The organism is Streptomyces sp. NPDC098101 (genome assembly GCF_044760185.1).
Lineage (GTDB): Bacteria > Actinomycetota > Actinomycetes > Streptomycetales > Streptomycetaceae > Streptomyces.
This window is the reverse complement of the sequence record NZ_JBIWAS010000002.1, coordinates 624,873-642,829: the sequence shown is the minus strand read 5'-3', so window position 1 is coordinate 642,829 and position 17,957 is coordinate 624,873. Positions and strand designations below refer to the sequence as shown.

Here is a 17,957-nt window from a genome sequence, read left to right as displayed (position 1 = left end):
TCGGTGGTGGGGCGCACAGCAGGCTCACAGCCGAATGCGACCGGGCCGCGCGGCGTGTGTGACCGGACGATGACCGTTCCGTCGCAGCCCATGTCACACGGATGTTCGGAAACCTCCGGGCCGTTCCGCCCGTCCTACAGTCCGGAACAACCCACCCTTCCCCACTCGCGGAGGCCTTCCGTGCTGCCGATACGCACATCCCGTCCCACCCTCGCGGCCGTCGCCCTGGCCGTCTCGCTCACGGCCTGCTCGGCCCAGGCGGCGGACAAGAATCCGGCGGAACGGTCCTCGGCGCCACCGGCGAAGGTGACGGTCGTGGACAAGGCGGCGGGCAAGCCGGTGACGGTGACGGCCGCGAACGGCACGCTGGCCTCGGTGAAGATCACGGACGCGAAGGGCGGGACGCTCCCCGGCCGCACGGACGCGAGCGGCACGCGCTGGACGTCGGACCGCAAGGCGGCCCCGGGCACCACGTACACGGCGGAGATCACCTCCCGCGGCGCCGACGACAAGGAGACGACGACCCGTTCGTCCTTCTCCACCCCGGAGCCCGAGAAGGTCAACAAGCTGACCCTGGCGCCGGGCAAGAACACGACCGTGGGCATCGCCCACCCCCTCTCGATCGTCTTCGACTTCCCGGTGACGAAGAAGGCGGACGTCGAGAAGCAGCTCAAGGTGGCGACCTCGAACGACACCGAGGGCTCCTGGGGCTGGGTCAAGGACTGGTCGGGCCGCGACCGGGCCGACTGGCGGCCGAAGGAGTACTGGAAGCCCGGCACGAAGGTCACCCTGAAGGCCGACCTCAACGGTACGGACTCGGGCAGCGGCTGGTTCGTACGGGACTACGCCACGGGCTTCACGGTGGGCGACGCCCAGGTGGTGAAGGTGGACCTGGACAGCCACCAGCTGACGGTGCGGAAGAACGGCAGCACCGTCCGCACGATCCCGGTCTCCGGCGGCACGCCCGGCGGCGACAAGCGCTCCTGGCGGGGCACGGCCGTCCTGATGGCGAAGGAGGGCACCATCAACATGAACTCGGAGACCGTCGGCCTCGGCGACGCCTACGACAAGATGGTCGACTACTCGATGCGGCTGACCTGGTCGGGCATGTACGCCCACGCGGCCCCGTGGAACGCCCGCTACTTCGGCAACTCCAACCACAGCTCGGGCTGCATCGGCATGAGCGACGAGAACGCGGCCGCCCTCTACGCCCTGGTGAAGCCGGGCGACCCCTTCGAGATCAAGGGCGCCGACACCAAGGGCACGGTGGCCGAGGGCAACGGCTACGGCGCGTGGAACGTGAGCTGGGCGGACTGGAAGGCGAAGAGCGCGCTGAGCTGAGCCCCGGCCCCCAACAGGCCCACCCACAAGGGTGGTTTACGCGATACGCACCTCCGGCCCGCGACTCCCTGACTACGCTCGGCGACGCAGCGACAGGAACGCCGTAGGCCGGAGGTACTGACCGTGGTCAACATCCAGGAACTCGATCCCAACGCTTCCCCTCTGGACTACTACGGCTGGGAACTCCGCCGCCGACGGGAGGAACACCGGCTCACGCAGCAGCAGCTCGGGGACGCCATCTTCTGCACGGGCTCCCTCGTCGGCCAGATCGAGACGGCGAGGAAGCTCCCCACCCGCGAGTTCTCGGAGCGGGTGGACGCGGCCCTCGGCACGGGCGGGACGTTCTCCCGGCTGATCGGCCTGGTGCTGCGCAGCCGGCTGCCCTCCTGGTTCCAACCGGTCGCGGAGTTGGAGGCCCGCGCCACGTACATCTCCACGTTCCAGACGCAGGTCGTGTACGGCCTGTTGCAGACGCCGGAGTACGCGCGGGCGCTGCTCGCCGTCGAGTATCCGGACAAGGCCGAGGAGATGACGGCGGCCCGGCTGGAACGCCAGCGCTCCCTGGAGCGCACCGATCCGCCCGCCCTGTGGGTCGTCCTGAGCGAGGCCGTACTGCGGCAGGAGGTGGGCGACCGCGAGGTCATGCGCGGGCAGTTGACACACCTGCTGACGTTCCGCGACAACCCGTGGGTGCAGATCCAGGTGCTGCCGTTCAGCGCCGGTGAGCACACGGGACTGATGGGGTCGTTCACCCTCTTCAGGTTCGACGACGACCCCGACATCTTCTACACCGACGGTTACGACCAGGGTCACATGACCGCCAATCCGCCCGTGATCAAGGAACGTTCCGTCGGCTACGCTCGACTGCAAGCCACGGCCCTCTCTGTCGAGGACTCGGCGGCACTGATCACCCGCGTGATGGAGGAATGCTATGGAGACCCGTCCTGACCTGACCGGAGCGCGGTGGCGGAAGTCGTCGTACAGCGGCACCAACGGCGGCGAGTGCGTCGAGGTCGCCGACGGCTTCCCCGGCGCCGTCCCGGTCCGCGACAGCAAGAACCCGGCGGGCCCGTCCCTGGTCATGGGCCCCGAGGCGTGGCAGACGTTCGTGGACGGCCTCCGCTAGGACGTCGTACCCGGCACGGAACGACGGATCGTTGTTGCCCGTGCGCGGCAATGACCGAACGACACGCGCCGTGTCAGTCTGCGCCCATGAACGAGGAGAGGCTGCCGACGGGAAAGAAGTGGGCGGCGCGGGCGGTGGTGCTCCTGGCGGGGGCGTTCGTCATGGTGTTCGCGGTCCTGGCGACCGTGCGGGGGTGGGAGGAGTCCGGGGTCGCCCTGGGCCTCGACGGCGCGCCGGGCCGGTTCACCGCCACGGCCTGCGAGGTCGAGTCCGGCGGACGGGGCGGGGCGAGGACCGCCTGTACGGGGACGTTCAGCTCCGACGACGGCCGCACGGTCGCGCCGACCCGGCTGAAGTGGTCCGGTACGGACGGCATGGCGGTCGGCGGCTCCGCCGAGGTGCGGTGCGACGCCGACGGCACCTGCCTGTTCGCCGGGGCGACGGACACGGCGTCGGCGGTCGCGACCACCGCGGCCATGACCGCGGGCACGGCGCTCGTCCCCCTCGCCGCCTTTCTGCTGGCCCGGCGCATCGGCCGCCCCGCGACGACCGGGGGCACATGGTCGCCGGAATGATCTCGGTGAACCGGCCGCCGTACGGCGGGGCCTCGGGCCGGCGGGCAGGGCAGACAACCTTCCTCGCCACCCTCGCGTCACTTACTGTGAGTTTCCTCTTACACAAGGCCAAGGATGGTGGATCATGGATCCGGTATCGATAGGGCTTCTGGCAGCACTGGCCGGTGGCGTCGGTGGTGAGCTCGGCCGACAGAGCTGGGCGGGGCTGAGCGCCCTGGTTCGGCGTCCGTTCTCCCGAGGAGCCGGGGAACAGGCTCCCGCGGTCAGCACCGGGGAGGTGGAACTGGTGCGCCTGTCCGAGGAACCGGACGACCAGGGGCGCGCGCAGGAGCTGAGCACGGCGTTGGCGCTCCGGGCGGCCGTCGACGCCGACTTCCGTGCCGGTCTCGCGGCATGGCAGCAGCAGGCCGCCGCACTGCGGGATCAGGACGGTGTGGTGCTGAACTCGATCACGGGCGGGACACTGAACGGTCCGGTCCTGCAGGGCAAGGACTTCTCCGGCAGCTTCACCTTCGGCGCGCCTCCCGCCCCGCCCGCTTCCCCGACCTCCGGAGGCGGTCCCGCCAACCCCACGCCGTGACCGGCACGGGCGAGGCCCGCGAGGGCGGTGCAACCGTCAACACGGTCAGCGGTGGGGTCTTCTTCCACGCCGTCGTCCAGGGCCGGGACATCACCGTACAGCTGCCGCCCGCCGTCACCCCGGCGCTGTCCGGTCTGCCTCCCCGGGCACCGGCCTTCACCGGCCGGGACCGGCACGTCGAGCAGCTCCTCGCAGACCTCGCCCCCCTCCCCGCCCCCGTCCTCGATGACGACGGGGGCGGGGCACCGCAACGCGCGGTCCTGGTGAGCGCGGTGTCGGGGCTGGCCGGCATCGGCAAGACCGAACTCGCCGTCCAGACCGCCGCCCTCGCCCTCCGGCAACCCGGCTGGTTCCCCGGCGGCGTGCTGTTCACCGACCTCGCCGGATACGACTCCGAACGCCGTCTCTCCCCCGAACGTGCCCTGGAAGGCCTGCTGCGCGCCCTGGCCGTGCCCGGCGAGCACATCCCCCACAGCCTGGAAGACCGGCAGCGGCTCTACCGGAGCGTCCTGGCCGCCTACGCCGCCGAAGGCCGACGCGTCCTCGTCGTCATCGACAACGCCTCCACCACCGGCCAAGCCTCCCCCCTGCTGCCCACCGACGGGATCACCGCCGCCCTGGTCACCTCCCGCCACACGCTCGACGGCCTCGACGCGCGCCTCCACGACCTCGACACCCTCGACGAGGGCGCCGCCACCGACCTGCTCGACCTCGCCGTGCGCCACGCACGCGGAAACGACGACACCCGCGTCACCGACGATCCCGCGTCAGCCGTCCTGATCGCCCGCCTGTGCGCCGGCCTCCCGCTCGCACTCCGCATTGCCGCCGCCACGCTGGCCGCCACACCCACCCGACCCGTCGCCTCCCTGGCCACCGATCTTCGGGCCGAGCACAGCCGGCTGGACAAGCTGGCCCGCCCCGACCGCGCGGTCCGCGCCGCCTTCGACCTGTCCTACCGGCTCCTGCCCGACGACCAGGCCCGGCTCTTTCGCCTCCTGCCCCTCAACCCCGGCCCCGCCCTCTCCACCGAAGCCGCGGCCCACCTCGCCGACGCCGCCCCCGACCAGGTCGAAGAACTCCTGCGGCACCTCGCCGACGCCCACCTCATCGAACTCGGCGCCGTCTGGGGCCGCTGGCGTATGCACGACCTGGTCCGCCTCCACGCCGCCGAACACGGCCTCGCCCAAGCAGCCCCCGATCAACGCGACGCCGCCCGCGCCCGCCTGTTCGCCCACTACGAGGACACCGCCAAAGCCGCCGGCACCCACCTGGTCCATCCGTTCGGCCCTCCCGCCGAACACTTCCCGGACCGGGTCGCCGCCTTCGCGTGGCTGGACGCCGAACGCGACAATCTGATCGCCACCGCCACCGTCGCCCCGGCCTTCGGACACGCCGCCACCGTTCCCCACCTCGTGCTCAGCATCGCCCCGTACCTTGACGACCGCCGCTACTTCGACGACTGGATCGCACTCGTCAACACCGCCCTGCCCATCTGCCGCGACCGAGGCGACCGCGACAACGAAGGCGGATTGCTGAACAGCCTGGGCAACGCGTTGTGGAAGGTGCGACGGTTCGAAGAGGCCATCGACACCTACGTCGAGTGCCTGGCGATCTGGGACGAAGTCGAGGACCGCGCCGGCGAAGCCCAGACACTGAACAACCTCGGCACCGTGCTCGGAGAGGTGCGGCAGTTCGACAAGGCCGTCGAAGCCCACACCCGGAGCCTGGCGATCCAGCGGGCCCTCGGCGATCGCCACGGTGAAGCCGAAGCGCTGGACGGCCTCGGCACCAACCTCGGTGCGTCGGGACGCCTCGAGGAGGCCGTCGACGCCCATACCCGGGCGGCCGTCATCTTCCGGGAGCTGCGCGACCGCCACGGCGAAGCACGAGTCCTGGACAACCGCGGCAGCTCCCTCCAGGCAGTGGAGCGGTTCGAGGAGGCCATCGAAGCCCACACCGGGGCGGTCACCCTCTTCCGGGAGCTGCACGACCGCCACCGTGAAGCCTGGGCACGGGACAACCGCGCCCTCGCCCTGCAAGCGGTGGGGCGCGTCGAAGAGGCCGTCGACGCCCACACCCGGGCGGCGGCCACGTTCCGCGAGCTCGGCGACCTCCACAGCGAGGGCAGGGCGCTGGACAATCTCGGGACCGCGCTCCGCGAAGCGAAGCAGTTCGAGCAAGCCGTGGACGTCCACACCCAGGCGGTCACTATCTTCCGGAAGCTGGGCGACCGACACCTCGAAGGCCAAGCCCTGGGCAACCTCGGCACCTCGCTGATCGCGTTGGACCGTCCGGAGGCGGCCATCGACGCCCACACCCGGGAGCTGGCCATCCGTCAGGAGGCGGGCGACCGGCGCGGAGAGGCCCGGGCACTGCTCAGCCTCGGCGACGCGCTCGGCGAAACAGAGCGGCTCGAAGAGGCGATCAGCCACCTCACCCTGTCGGTCGCCGCCTTCCGCGAGGTCCACGACCGCCCCGCGGAAGGCAGGGCGCTGTTCCGCCTGGGATTCGCGCAGTACCAAGCGGGGCGGTTCGAGGAGGCCATCAAGGCCTTCACGCCGGCGGTCACCGTCTTCCGCGAGCACGACGACCGCTTCAACGAGGGCTCGGCTCTGGGCAACACAGGTATCGCGCTCAACGATCTGGGCCGGTTCGAGGAGGCCATGATCGTCCTCGACCAAGCGGTCACGGTCTTCCGTGAACTCGGGCAACAGGAGGAAGCGGAAGAATTGATGACCTATTGGACCATTGCGCACGATTCCGCCGGATAAGACCGGGGGGCTCCGCCGGGAGAACGGGTACTCCGTGGAGCCGCCCTTCCGGCGTGACGATGCCGCACCACCGCTTCAAGCAGCCGCGCGCCGCATCTCCCACACCAGGACCTCCGCGTCGCCGGTCGCGAGCAGGGCGAGGTCCTTCTCGTCGGTGAGGCGGGCCGCGTCGCCGGGGGTGAGGTGCTCGGTGCCGACGCGGATCGTGCCGCGCGTCACGTGGACGTAGACGAAGTCGGCGTCCGGGAGGGGTGACCGTTCGTCGTTCCCCAGGCGGTGGACGCGGAGGGTCGCGCCGGGGACCTCGTACGCGAGGTTTTCTCCCGTGCCCCGGACCACCTCGTACGACGGCTTCCCGTCGAACGAGGGCGGGGCGAGCCACATCTGTACGAAGACCAGTGGGGCGTCGCCGTCGTTGCGTTCGACGTGGCGGACGCCGGACGCCGCGCTCAGGTGCTGGAGGTCGCCCGCGCGGACGAGCGTCGCGCGGCCCGTCGAGTCGCGGTGGGTGAGCTCGCCCGACACGACCCAGGTGACGATCTCGGTGTGACTGTGCGGGTGCTCGTCGAACCCGGCCCCCGGTGCGAGCCGCTCCTCGTTGCAGGCGACCAGCGAACCGAAGCGGAGGTTGTCGGGGTCGTAGTGCGGGCCGAAGGAGAAGGCGTGCCGGGTCTCGACGCCGGTCGCCGGGTCGCCCCCGGGGTACCGCTCGCCCGCGCGCTGGATGCGTATCACGTGCCCCACCGTAACCACCCCGTCCCGCCCGCGCCGGAGGCGATCCCGCCCCGCCCCCGCACGCCGGCGTCCGGATAAGGCAGTCTTGTCCCCGTGCCTGAACCCGTGAACGCCTCCCACCCGCACTCCGCGACCCTGAAGCGCCTCGAACAGTCCTCCGGGCGGCTCGCCGCCGGTGCCATCGCGCGCATGGACGAGACGCTGCCGTGGTACCGCGCGATGCCGCCCGAGAACCGGTCGTGGATCGGTCTGGTCGCCCAGGCCGGCATCGCCGCGTTCACGGAGTGGTTCCGGCACCCGGAGACCCCGCAGGCGATCTCCACGGACGTCTTCGGCACCGCGCCCCGCGAGCTGACCCGGGCGATCACCCTGCGCCAGACCGTGGAGATGGTCCGGACCACCATCGAGGTCATGGAGTCGGCGATCGAGGAGGTCGCCGCCCCCGGCGACGAGTCGGTGCTCCGCGAGGCGCTCCTCGTCTACGCCCGGGAGATCGCCTTCGCCACCGCCCAGGTGTACGCGCAGGCGGCCGAGGCCCGGGGCGCGTGGGACGCGCGCCTGGAGTCACTCGTGGTGAACGCCGTGCTGTCCGGCGAGGCGGACGAGGGCGCGGTCTCGCGGGCCGCCGCACTCGGCTGGAACTCCCCGGACCACGTGTGCGTGCTGCTCGGCACGGCCCCGGACGGGGACAGCGAGCTGACGGTGGAGGCCATCCGCAGGGCCGCCCGGCACGCCAAGCTCCAGGTCCTCACCGGGGTCCTCGGAAACCGGCTCGTCGTGATCGCCGGCGGCAACGACAACCCCCTCGCGGTGGCGAAGGCCCTGATCGGACCGTACGCGGCGGGTCCGGTGGTGGCCGGTCCGGTGGTCCCCGACCTGCTGGCGGCGACCCGTTCCGCGCAGGCCGCCGCGGCCGGTCTCAAGGCCTGCTCGGCCTGGCAGGACGCCCCCCGCCCGGTCCTCGCGGACGATCTCCTGCCGGAGCGCGCGATCGCCTCGGACCCGTCGGCGCGCGAGCAGTTGGTGGAGGAGATCTACAGACCGCTGGAAGAAGCCGGGTCGGCGCTTCTGGAAACTCTCAGTGTGTACCTGGAGCAGGCGAGCAGCCTGGAAGGCGCGGCGCGGATGCTCTTCGTCCACCCGAACACCGTGCGCTACCGGCTTCGACGTGTGACCGACGTCACCGGTTGGTCACCCTCCGACGTCCGTTCCGCCTTCACCCTGCGGATCGCGCTCATCCTGGGACGCTTGGCCGACGGGGAGACGCAGTCCTAGACTTTTGTCGAACACCAACAATTCCCCCGACGGTTCTTCGTCCTTGTCCCCACGGGCGCTCGGAGCCGTCCCCAAGAGAGAGTGTGAGGGTGCTCGTACTCGTCGCTCCCGGCCAAGGCGCCCAGACGCCCGGCTTCCTGACCCCCTGGCTCGAACTCCCCGGCGCCGCCGACCGCGTGGCGGCCTGGTCCGACGCCATCGGGCTCGACCTCGCCCACTACGGCACGAAGGCGGACGCGGACGAGATCCGTGACACCGCCGTGGCGCAGCCCCTGCTCGTCGCCGCCGGTCTGCTCTCCGCCGCCGCGCTCGGCGACGACCTGGCGCCCGGCGTGGTCGCCGGTCACAGCGTCGGCGAGTTCACCGCGGCCGCGTTCGCGGGCGTCCTCGACGACACGGCGGCGCTGCGCCTCGTGCGGACCCGCGGACTCGCGATGGCCGAGGCCGCCGCGATCACGGCGACCGGCATGTCCGCGCTGCTCGGCGGTGACCCCGAGGTGACCGTCCCGCACCTGGAGAAGCTCGGCCTGACGGCCGCGAACGTGAACGGCGCGGGCCAGATCGTGGCCGCCGGCACCCTGGAGCAGCTGGCCGCCCTGGAGGCGGACAAGCCCGAGGGCGTCCGCCGGGTCGTGGCGCTCAAGGTCGCCGGCGCCTTCCACACCCACCACATGGCCCCGGCGGTGGCGAAGCTGGAGGAGGCGGCGGCCCTGCTGTCGCCGTCCGCCCCGACCACCCGCTACGTCTCCAACAAGGACGGCCAGGTCGTCATGGACGGCGCCGAGGTGGTGTCCCGTCTGGTCGGCCAGGTGGCGAACCCGGTCCGCTGGGACCTGTGCATGGAGACCTTCCGCGACCTGGGCGCGACGGCGCTGATCGAGGTCTGCCCCGGCGGCACCCTGACCGGCATCGCCAAGCGGGCCCTGCCGGATGTGGCCACGGTCGCCCTGAAGACTCCCGACGACCTCGACGCGGCCCGTACGCTCGTCGCCGAGCACGCGGCCGTCTGACTAGGAGTGTCGAGAAGCATGTCGAAGATCAAGCCCAGCAAGGGCGCCCCGTACGCGCGGATCCTCGGCGTGGGCGGCTACCGTCCCACCCGGGTCGTGCCGAACGAGGTGATCCTCGAGAAGATCGACTCGTCCGACGAGTGGATCCGCTCGCGCTCCGGCATCGCCACCCGTCACTGGGCCTCTCCGGAGGAGACCGTCGCCGCGATGTCGGTGGAGGCCTCCGGCAAGGCCATCGCGGACGCCGGGATCCGCCCGGAGCAGATCGGCGCCGTGGTCGTCTCCACGGTGTCGCACTTCCACCAGACCCCGGCGATCGCGACGGAGATCGCGGACCGCATCGGCGCCGGCAAGCCCGCCGCGTTCGACATCTCCGCCGGCTGCGCGGGCTTCGGCTACGGCCTGACGCTCGCCAAGGGCATGATCGTCGAGGGTTCCGCGGAGTACGTGCTCGTCATCGGCGTCGAGCGGCTCAGCGACCTGACGGACCTGGAGGACCGCGCGACGGCCTTCCTGTTCGGCGACGGCGCCGGTGCCGTGGTCGTCGGTCCGTCGGACGAGCCGCACATCGGCCCCACGGTCTGGGGTTCCGAGGGCGACAAGGCGACGACGATCAAGCAGACCGTCCCGTGGGACGCGTTCCACGGGGGCGACGCCTCGAACCTGCCGCTCGACTCGCAGGGCGAGATCAAGTTCCCCGCCATCACGCAGGAGGGTCAGGCGGTCTTCCGCTGGGCCGTCTTCGAGATGGCGAAGGTCGCCCAGCAGGCCCTGGACGCCGCCGGCATCTCGGCGGACGACCTGGACGTCTTCATCCCGCACCAGGCGAACATGCGGATCATCGACTCGATGGTGAAGACTCTGAAGCTGCCGGAGCACGTCACGGTCGCCCGTGACGTGGAGACCACCGGCAACACCTCGGCCGCCTCGATCCCGCTCGCCATGGAGCGGCTCCTGGCGACCGGGAAGGCGAAGAGCGGCGACACCGCGCTCGTCATCGGCTTCGGGGCGGGTCTCGTCTACGCCGCGACGGTCGTTACCCTCCCCTAGGCACCCGGATCTCCCGGAAGCCCCTTACCGAAGCAATCACAGAAGGAGCGCCACCATGGCCTTCACCCAGGAGCAGATCGTCGAAGGTCTCGCCGAGATCGTCAACGAGATCGCCGGCATCCCGACCGAGGACGTCCAGCTGGACAAGTCCTTCACCGACGACCTGGACGTCGACTCGCTGTCCATGGTCGAGGTCGTCGTCGCCGCCGAGGAGCGGTTCGAGGTCAAGATCCCGGACGAGGACGTCAAGAACCTCAAGACCGTGGGCGACGCCGTCGACTACATCCTGAAGAACCAGGGCTGATCCGGCCCTCGCTGTTCCGGTCAGCCACCCGGCGGTGGCGCCGCATTCCGACCATCACACACATGGAGAACGAATTCCTGTGAGCTCGACCAATCGCACCGTGGTCGTCACCGGTATCGGCGCAACCACACCGCTGGGTGGCGACTCCGCATCGACCTGGGAAGGTCTGATCGCGGGGCGCTCCGGCGTCCGTCCGCTCGAGGGCGAACGTTTCGCCGAGCTGCCCGTCAAGATCGCCGCGACGGCCGCCGTCGACCCCGGCGAGGTCCTTCCCCGTCCGCTGGCCCGCAAGCTGGACCGCTCGGCGCAGTTCGCCGTGATCGCGGCCCGCGAGGCGTGGGCCGACGCGGGCTACACCGCTCCCGCCGGCGAGGACGAGAAGATCGCGCCCGAGCGGCTCGGTTCCGTCATCGCCTCCGGCATCGGCGGCGTCACCACGCTGCTCGACCAGTACGACGTGCTGAAGGAGAAGGGCGTCCGTCGCGTCTCCCCGCACACCGTCCCCATGCTCATGCCCAACAGCCCCTCGGCGAACGTGGGTCTGGAGGTGAACGCCCGGGCGGGCGTCCACACCCCGGTCTCCGCGTGCGCGTCGGGCGCCGAGGCGATCGGCTACGCCGTCGAGATGATCCGCACCGGCCGTGCGGACGTCGTCGTCGCCGGTGGCACCGAGGCCGCGATCCACCCGCTGCCGATCGCCGCCTTCGCCAACATGATGGCGATGTCCAAGAGCAACGACGAGCCCGAGAAGGCCTCGCGCCCGTACGACACCGGCCGTGACGGCTTCGTGCTCGGCGAGGGCGCGGGCGTCGTGGTCCTGGAGTCCGAGGAGCACGCGAAGGCGCGCGGCGCGCGCGTCTACTGCGAGGTCCTGGGCCAGGGCCTGTCGGCCGACAGCCACCACATCGCGCAGCCCGAGCCGACCGGCCGGGGCATCGCGGCCGCGATGCGGAACCTGCTGGACTCGACGGACCTGAAGCCGTCGGAGGTCGTGCACCTGAACGCGCACGCCACGTCGACGCCGCAGGGCGACACCGCCGAGATCAAGGCGCTGCGGAATGTCCTGGGCGACGACCTGGACCACGTCGCGATCTCCGCGACGAAGTCGATGACGGGTCACCTCCTGGGCGGCGCGGGCGGCATCGAGACCGTCGCGACGGTCCTGGCGCTGTACCACCGCCTCGCCCCGCCGACCATCAACGTCGACGAGCTGGACCCGGAGATCGACGCGGACATCGTCCGCGGCGAGGCCCGCCCCCTCCCGGAGGGCACGGTCGCCGCGATCAACAACAGCTTCGGCTTCGGCGGCCACAACGTGGTTCTGGCGTTCCGTACGGTCTGATCCGGTCGGTACGGACGCACCGGAGGCCCGCTCCCCGATCGGGGGGCGGGCCTCCGGCGTGTCGCGGGGGTGTCAGACGACCTGGTGGAGCCAGCGGACCGGGGCGCCCTCGCCCGCGTAGCGGAAGGGTTCCAGTTCGTCGTCCCAGGGCTTGCCGAGGAGTTTGGCGATCTCGGCCTCCAGGGGGGTCTCGCCCTGCGCGGAGCGCGCCAGGGCGGCCCGGAGGCGGTCCTCGGGGACCAGGATGTCGCCGTGCATTCCGGTGACGGCGTGGAAGATGCCCAGGTCGGGGGTGGCGCTGTAGCGCTCGCCCTCGGCCGTGGGGCAGGGCTCAGCCGTGACCTCGAAGCGGAGCATCCGCCAGCCCCGGAGGGCGGAGGCGATCCGGGAGGCCGTGCCGGTCTCGCCCTTCCAGGAGAGTTCGGCTCTCCAGGTGCCGGGGGACGCCGGCTGGCGGATCCAGTCGAGCTGGACCCTCGCACCGAGGACGCCCGCCACCGCCCATTCGACGTGCGGGCAGAGCGCGCGCGGTGCGGAGTGTACGTACAGGACTCCACGTGTCGTCACCGGGACCTCCAGTGTGGGACGAGGTTCGCCTTTCCCAGCGGCCTCAGTAAACATCATCGGGAGCTGATCTTCACAAACCCTCAAAAAGGGGACAGGTTGTGACGTGATGTAATTTACCGGAGCCGGTCGGCGAGGGCGCCTCTGGTTCGACGGGGGAAAAGCTACCGTGCCGCACCGTCGTCGGGGTGACGTACGGTCGGACCGATGACCGTGCACACGAAGCTTTCACCCGCGAGGACGCCGAAGGAGGGGCCGGGGATGCTCGGCCGACGCCGTTTCCGCACCGCCGTCGCCACCGCGACGGCCGCGCTGCTGTGCGCCGGGGCGCTGGCCGGATGCTCGTCCGGGACCCCGGAGAAGGCGGCCCCCGCCAGGAGCACGCCGACTCCCGCCCCCACGCCCACCTCCTCCTGGAACGCCTCCCCCTCCTCCCTCGCCGCCGTCGGCGACTCCGTCACCCGCGCCTTCGACGCCTGCTCGCTCCTCTCGGACTGCCCGGAGGCCTCCTGGGCGACGGGGACCGACACGGCCGTCAACAGCCTGGCGCTGCGCCTCCTGGGCCCGGAGAAGGCGGCCGGCCGCAGCTGGAACCTGGCGCGGACGGGGGCGCGGATGGCCGAGCTCCCGGAGCAGATGACCGCCGCGGCGGCCCGGAAGCCGGAGCTGGTGACGGTGATGATGGGCGCGAACGACGCCTGCCGGCCGACCCCGGCCCTGATGACCCCGGTCGCGGACTTCCGCGCCTCGTTCACGGCGGCGCTCGCCCGGCTGCGGGCGGCGGCGCCGAAGGCGCAGGTGTACGTGGCGAGCGTGCCGGACCTGAAGCACCTGTGGTCGACGGGACGGCTCGGCGGCGCGGCGGGCGTGTGGGACCTGGGCATCTGCGGCGCGATGCTGGCGGACGCGACGAACCTCGGGCCCGAGGCCGAGCGGCGGCGCACGACGGTGGCGGAGCGGGTGGACGCGTACAACGGGGTCCTCGCGGAGGTCTGCGCGAAGGACGAGCGCTGCCGGTACGACGGCGGGGCGGTCCACCGGTTCCGCTTCGACGGCGCCCAGTTGAGCCCCTGGGACTGGTTCCATCCGAGCCGGGACGGTCAGGCGCGGCTCGCGGAGCTGGCGTACCGGCGGATCACGGCGGAGTGAGGACCCCGGGGCGGATGTCAGGTTCCGCCCCGGGGCCCGGTCTCTCCGCGGGGCCGCGCCGGAGGGTCAGTCGACCTCCAGGACGGCCGTCAGGCGCACGTCGTCGAGGGAGTGGGCGGCCCTGACCTCGTATGCCCCGGGGACGAAGGTCCAGTCGTCCCGCTCCTCGTCCCAGATCTCGAAGGCGCGGCGGGAGAGCGCGATCACGGCCTCGACGGTCTCGCCGGGCCCCGCCCCGACGCTCGCGAAGCCCGCGAGGAGGCGGGCCGGGCGCTCGGCGGCGCCGGAGGAGGGGGCGGGCGCCAGATAGACCTGGACGGTCTCGCGGCCCGGCCGGTCGCCGGTGTTGGTGAGCCGGACGGTGGCCGTGTCGGGGCCCGCGACCAGGGAGTCGTACGACCAGGTGGTGTAGCCGAGGCCGTGGCCGAAGGCGTACGCGGGGGTCCGGCCGTCCCGGTCCCAGGCACGGTGGCCGATGAAGGGGCCCTCGGCGTAGACGAGTTCCCCGTCGACGGGGACGACGTCGGTGACGGGGGCGTCGGCGAGGACGGCGGGCCAGGTGGTGGGGAGGCGGCCGCCGGGCTCCTCGGCGCCGGTGAGGACGTCGGCGAGGGCGGCGCCGCCCTCCTGGCCGGGGAACCAGGTGAGCAGGACCGCGGCCACGTCCTCGCGCCAGGGCATCTCGACCGGGGAGCCGGCGTTGACCACGACCACGGTGTTCGGGTTGGCGGCGGCGACGGCCCGTACGAGGTCGTCCTGGCGGCCGGGGAGCGCGAGGTCCGCGCGGTCGAAGCCCTCGGACTCGACGCGTTCGGTGGTGGCGACGACCACGACGGCGGTGTCGGCGGCGCGGGCGGCCCCGACGGCTTCGGCGATCAGTTCGTCGGGGTCGCGGCGCGGACCGAGGTGGACGAGGGAGAAGGCGACGGCCGGCAGCGGGGCCGCGAACTCCTTGTCGAGGGTGTGGAGCAGGGAGACCTCGACGGTCGCTCCGGCGGTGAGCGGGACCTCGCCGCGCACGACCGGGGAGCCGAAGAAGGCCTCGAAGGGGTCGGTCTCGGAGCCCATGGCCTGGACGCCGTCGAAGACGGTCTCGCCGTCGACCGTGAGGACGAAGGCGCCGAGGCCGCGGGTGCCGAAGGAGTGCGCGCCGGTCTCGCGCGGGGTGAAGGTGCCGACGACCTCGACGGAGGCGAGGGCCTCGTGGGTGACGCCGTCGGGCAGGTCGCCGCCGATCCACTGGACCTGGCCGCTGGGCAGGGAGCCCTCGCCGAGGAGGTTCCCGGCGGCGTCGCGACAGCGGGCGCGGAGGGCGAAGCCCTGCCCGGCGGGGGCGGGTTCGTCGCTGGGGTCGGCGCCGACCGCGTACGTCAGGGCCCCTGCGGGCAGGGCGGCGGCGAGGCCGTCGAGCGGGGAGACGACGTGGTCGGGGAAGACCTGGGCGGAACCGCCGCCGAGGACACGGGCGTCACGTGCGGCGGCGCCGGAGAGGGCGACGGTGGTGTTGGGGGCGAGGGGGAGGACGGGGGTCCCGGTGCGTACGGCGGCGGGTTCGTCCCGTACGGCAGCGGGCTCGTTGCGTACGGCGGCAGGCTCGTTGTGTACGGCAGCGGGTTCGTTGCGGAGCAGGACGAAGCCGCGGTGGGCGAGTTCGCGGGCCAGGGCGGGGCCGTCGATCGGGGCGGGGGGTGCGGTGACGGCCGGCGGGGCGCCTTCGAGGGCGCCGACGCGGGCGGCGAGCCGCAGGACGCGGCGTACGGCGGTGTCGACGGCGGACTCGTCCGCCTCACCGGCGCGGACGGCGGCGGCCAGGGCCTCGCCGTAGACGGTGACCGGGCCCGGCATGGCGAGGTCGAGGCCGCCCCGGAGCGCCCCGGCGGTGGAGCGGGCGGCCATCCAGTCGGAGACGTTGACGCCGTCGAAGCCCCACTCGCCGCGCAGAACCTCGTTCACCAGGTGGTGGTGTTCGGTCATGGTCACGCCGTTGACCTGGTTGTACGCGGTCATGATCCCCCAGGGCCGGGCGTTCTTGACGATGGCCTCGAAGGGGGCGAGGTAGAGCTCGCGGAGGGGCCGGGGGGCGACGCGGTTGTCGACGGTGAAGCGGTCGGTCTCGGCGTCGTTGGCGACGAAGTGCTTGACGGTGGTGCCGACCCCGCCGTCCTGGACGCCCAGGACGTAGCCGGTGCCGATCGCGCCGGTGAGGAGCGGGTCCTCGGAGCAGGCCTCGAAGTGGCGGCCGCCGAGGGGGCTGCGGTGCAGGTTGACGGTGGGGGCGAGCAGGACGTGGACGCCCTTGCGGCGGGCCTCCTGGGCGAGGAGCCGGCCGGCCCGGCGGGCGAGCGCGGGGTCCCAGGCGGCGGCGAGCGCGGTCGGGGAGGGCAGGGCGACGGAGGGGTCGTCGGCGGTCCAGCGGACGCCCCGGACGCCGACGGGGCCGTCGGACAGGACCAGGGACGCGAGGCCGATCTCCGGCAGGGGGTGCAGGCTCCACATGTCCCGGCCGCCGAGCAGCCGGGCCTTGGCGTCCAGGTCGAGCTTGCCGAGCGCCGCCTCGACGGCCGCCTCCCGGGCGGCCTCCCCCGCCGCGTCCGTCTCCGTGCCCGCGCCCGTACCCGTCTCCGCCATGGCCGTACCTCCTCGTCGACGTACCGATGGCCCCATCGTGCACCGATCTCCCTGTAAGGAGGTAGGTGATGTGATGATTCTGTTACTTGTATGAAGAGGTACGGTCCTGTCCGGACGGACTTTCGGAAGGGAGCCCCGGGGATGGTGCGGGCCAGGAGCGAGGAGCGGCGCGCGGTCATCGTGCGCGCCGCCCTCGAAGTGATCGCCGAGCGCGGCTACCGGGGCGCGACCCTCGCCGCCGTCGCCGAGCGCGTCGGGCTGACCCAGCAGGGGCTGCTGCACTACTTCCCGACCAAGGAGGCCCTGCTCGTCGCGGTCCTGGAGGAGCGGGACCACTGGGACACCAGCGGCGGCGGGGGCCGCGAGGGCTGGCGCCTCGACCTGGTCGACTCCCTCGTCGAGTACAACGCGATGCGCCCCGGGATCGTGCAGACCTTCTCCGCGCTGCTCGGCGAGAGCGTCACGGACGGGCATCCGGCGCGGGAGTTCTTCACCGAGCGGTACGCCCAGGTCCGGGCGCACATGGCCGAGGTGCTGCGCCTGGAGTTCGGCGAGCGGCTGCCCGGCGGCCTCACCCCGGAGCGCGCGGCGCCGCTGCTCACGGCGGTGATGGACGGCCTCCAGTACCAGTGGCTCCTGGACCCGTCGGCGGTCGACATGCCGGGCGCCTTCCGGGACTTCGTACGGCTGCTGTACGGCGGCGAGGACCCTTCCTGACCCGCGCCGGTCCACGGGCGGGATGATGGGGGTCATGATCGTCGCAGCCACCCAGTTCGCCCCGGTCGCCGGGGACATCGACGCCAACGCGCGGACCGTCGCCGGTCTGGTCCGGGAGGCCGGGGAGGCGGGGGCCCGCGTGGTCGTCTTCGCCGAGCTCTGCCTCAGCGGGTACGAGCCCTCGTTGGTACGGGACTCCCCCGGCCTGGTCCTCGCCGAGGACGATCCCCGGCTCGACCCCGTCCGGGAGGCGTGCCGCGCGGTGTCGGCGGCGGCCGTGGTCAACGGGCCGGTGCGGACGGCGGACGGGCGGCCCGGCATCACCTCGCTGGTGATCGGCCCGGACGGCGGGCTCCTCGCCCGCTACGACAAGCGGCACCTGTACGGCGTCGAGCGGGAGGTCTTCGCGGCGGGCGCGGAGGACGGGCGGTTCGCGCTCGACGGGGTCCGGTTCGCGACGGCCACCTGCTACGACAACCGCTTCCCGGACCTGGCCGAGCGGGCGGCGGCCGACGGCTGCGCGGTCTACCTGGCGAGTTCGGTGCTGACCGGGGGCAACGACTCGTTCACCGAGGTGTATCCGGTGCGGGCCCGGGACTTCGGCCTGTACGTGGTGCTCGGCAACGTCCTCGGGGCCAACGAGGACGGGGTGGGGCGGGGCGGCGCCGGGGTCTGGGGCCCGGACGGGGAGCGGCTCGCGGACGCGGGCCCGGACCGGCCGGGCTTCGTCCTCGCCGAGGTCGGGGCGGGCTGAGGGGTCCCGGGCGCGCGGACGCCGGGCGGCCGTTCG

At 72.4% G+C, this 17,957-nt stretch carries 17 protein-coding genes; 14 read left to right on the top strand and 3 right to left on the bottom strand.

Annotated features, from left to right (window positions below):
- The first annotated feature begins 180 nt into the window (after positions 1-180).
- The 6 genes from ACIQVI_RS09900 to ACIQVI_RS09875 all read left to right on the top strand — a co-directional run bounded on the left by ACIQVI_RS09900 (position 181) and on the right by ACIQVI_RS09875 (position 6,393).
- Entirely contained in the window at positions 181-1,341 is a 1,161-nt protein-coding gene (locus ACIQVI_RS09900; protein ID WP_403593375.1) for an Ig-like domain-containing protein, read from the top strand.
- 123 nt (positions 1,342-1,464) lie between these two features.
- Complete coding sequence (locus ACIQVI_RS09895) at positions 1,465-2,289, top strand: DUF5753 domain-containing protein (protein WP_351971394.1); 825 nt, start codon at positions 1,465-1,467, stop codon at positions 2,287-2,289.
- Positions 2,273-2,467, top strand: coding sequence for a DUF397 domain-containing protein (locus tag ACIQVI_RS09890; protein ID WP_351971395.1), 195 nt, complete (start codon positions 2,273-2,275; stop codon positions 2,465-2,467). Before ACIQVI_RS09895 ends, ACIQVI_RS09890 begins: the two co-directional genes overlap by 17 nt.
- Before the next feature lie 86 nt (positions 2,468-2,553).
- Entirely contained in the window at positions 2,554-3,042 is a 489-nt protein-coding gene (locus ACIQVI_RS09885; protein ID WP_403593371.1) for a hypothetical protein, read from the top strand.
- A 124-nt stretch (positions 3,043-3,166) separates the two neighbouring features.
- The gene (locus ACIQVI_RS09880; RefSeq protein ID WP_403593368.1) at positions 3,167-3,622 is read left to right on the top strand and encodes a hypothetical protein; all 456 of its coding nucleotides are present in this window, start codon (positions 3,167-3,169) and stop codon (positions 3,620-3,622) included.
- Positions 3,619-6,393, top strand: a complete 2,775-nt coding sequence (locus tag ACIQVI_RS09875) for a tetratricopeptide repeat protein (protein ID WP_403593365.1) — start codon at positions 3,619-3,621, stop codon at positions 6,391-6,393. The genes ACIQVI_RS09880 and ACIQVI_RS09875 overlap by 4 nt, the downstream gene beginning before the upstream one ends.
- A gap of 75 nt (positions 6,394-6,468) precedes the next feature.
- On the opposite strand, the gene ACIQVI_RS09870 is transcribed toward ACIQVI_RS09875, so the two are convergent.
- Positions 6,469-7,128 carry a pirin family protein gene (locus ACIQVI_RS09870; protein ID WP_403593362.1) on the bottom strand — a complete coding sequence of 220 codons (660 nt, stop codon included), beginning with the start codon at positions 7,126-7,128 and terminating at the stop codon, positions 6,469-6,471.
- Positions 7,129-7,221: 93 nt separating this feature from the next.
- On the opposite strand from ACIQVI_RS09870, the gene ACIQVI_RS09865 reads away from it, so the two are divergent.
- The 5 genes from ACIQVI_RS09865 (at position 7,222) to fabF (ending at position 12,109) form a co-directional block, all read left to right on the top strand.
- The gene (locus ACIQVI_RS09865; RefSeq protein WP_351971397.1) at positions 7,222-8,403 is read left to right on the top strand and encodes a helix-turn-helix domain-containing protein; all 1,182 of its coding nucleotides are present in this window, start codon (positions 7,222-7,224) and stop codon (positions 8,401-8,403) included.
- An 89-nt stretch (positions 8,404-8,492) separates the two neighbouring features.
- Positions 8,493-9,413: an ACP S-malonyltransferase gene (locus tag ACIQVI_RS09860; protein ID WP_121830571.1), complete on the top strand. Its 921-nt coding sequence runs from the start codon at positions 8,493-8,495 to the stop codon at positions 9,411-9,413.
- 18 nt (positions 9,414-9,431) lie between these two features.
- Positions 9,432-10,463, top strand: coding sequence for a ketoacyl-ACP synthase III (locus tag ACIQVI_RS09855; RefSeq protein ID WP_351971398.1), 1,032 nt, complete (start codon positions 9,432-9,434; stop codon positions 10,461-10,463).
- 55 nt (positions 10,464-10,518) lie between these two features.
- Positions 10,519-10,767, top strand: a complete 249-nt coding sequence (locus ACIQVI_RS09850) for an acyl carrier protein (RefSeq protein WP_121830573.1) — start codon at positions 10,519-10,521, stop codon at positions 10,765-10,767.
- Between the two features lie 79 nt (positions 10,768-10,846).
- Entirely contained in the window at positions 10,847-12,109 is a 1,263-nt protein-coding gene (gene fabF / locus ACIQVI_RS09845) for a beta-ketoacyl-ACP synthase II (protein WP_351971399.1), read from the top strand.
- Positions 12,110-12,181: 72 nt separating this feature from the next.
- Here the strand turns inward: fabF and ACIQVI_RS09840 are convergent, their stop codons facing one another.
- Entirely contained in the window at positions 12,182-12,676 is a 495-nt protein-coding gene (locus ACIQVI_RS09840; RefSeq protein ID WP_351971400.1) for a DUF3145 domain-containing protein, read from the bottom strand.
- A 258-nt stretch (positions 12,677-12,934) separates the two neighbouring features.
- Here ACIQVI_RS09840 and ACIQVI_RS09835 point away from each other — a divergent pair, with 258 nt between their 5' ends.
- Positions 12,935-13,822 (top strand): SGNH/GDSL hydrolase family protein, encoded by an 888-nt coding sequence (locus ACIQVI_RS09835; protein WP_403594504.1) that lies wholly within the window; start codon positions 12,935-12,937, stop codon positions 13,820-13,822.
- 66 nt (positions 13,823-13,888) lie between these two features.
- Here the strand turns inward: ACIQVI_RS09835 and ACIQVI_RS09830 are convergent, their stop codons facing one another.
- Entirely contained in the window at positions 13,889-16,450 is a 2,562-nt protein-coding gene (locus ACIQVI_RS09830) for a beta-glucosidase (protein WP_403593356.1), read from the bottom strand.
- A 141-nt stretch (positions 16,451-16,591) separates the two neighbouring features.
- On the opposite strand from ACIQVI_RS09830, the gene ACIQVI_RS09825 reads away from it, so the two are divergent.
- Both ACIQVI_RS09825 and ACIQVI_RS09820 read left to right on the top strand, forming a co-directional pair.
- Complete coding sequence (locus ACIQVI_RS09825) at positions 16,592-17,167, top strand: TetR/AcrR family transcriptional regulator (protein WP_053647235.1); 576 nt, start codon at positions 16,592-16,594, stop codon at positions 17,165-17,167.
- A gap of 34 nt (positions 17,168-17,201) precedes the next feature.
- Entirely contained in the window at positions 17,202-17,921 is a 720-nt protein-coding gene (locus ACIQVI_RS09820) for a carbon-nitrogen hydrolase family protein (protein ID WP_403593353.1), read from the top strand.
- Positions 17,922-17,957 lie beyond the last annotated feature (36 nt).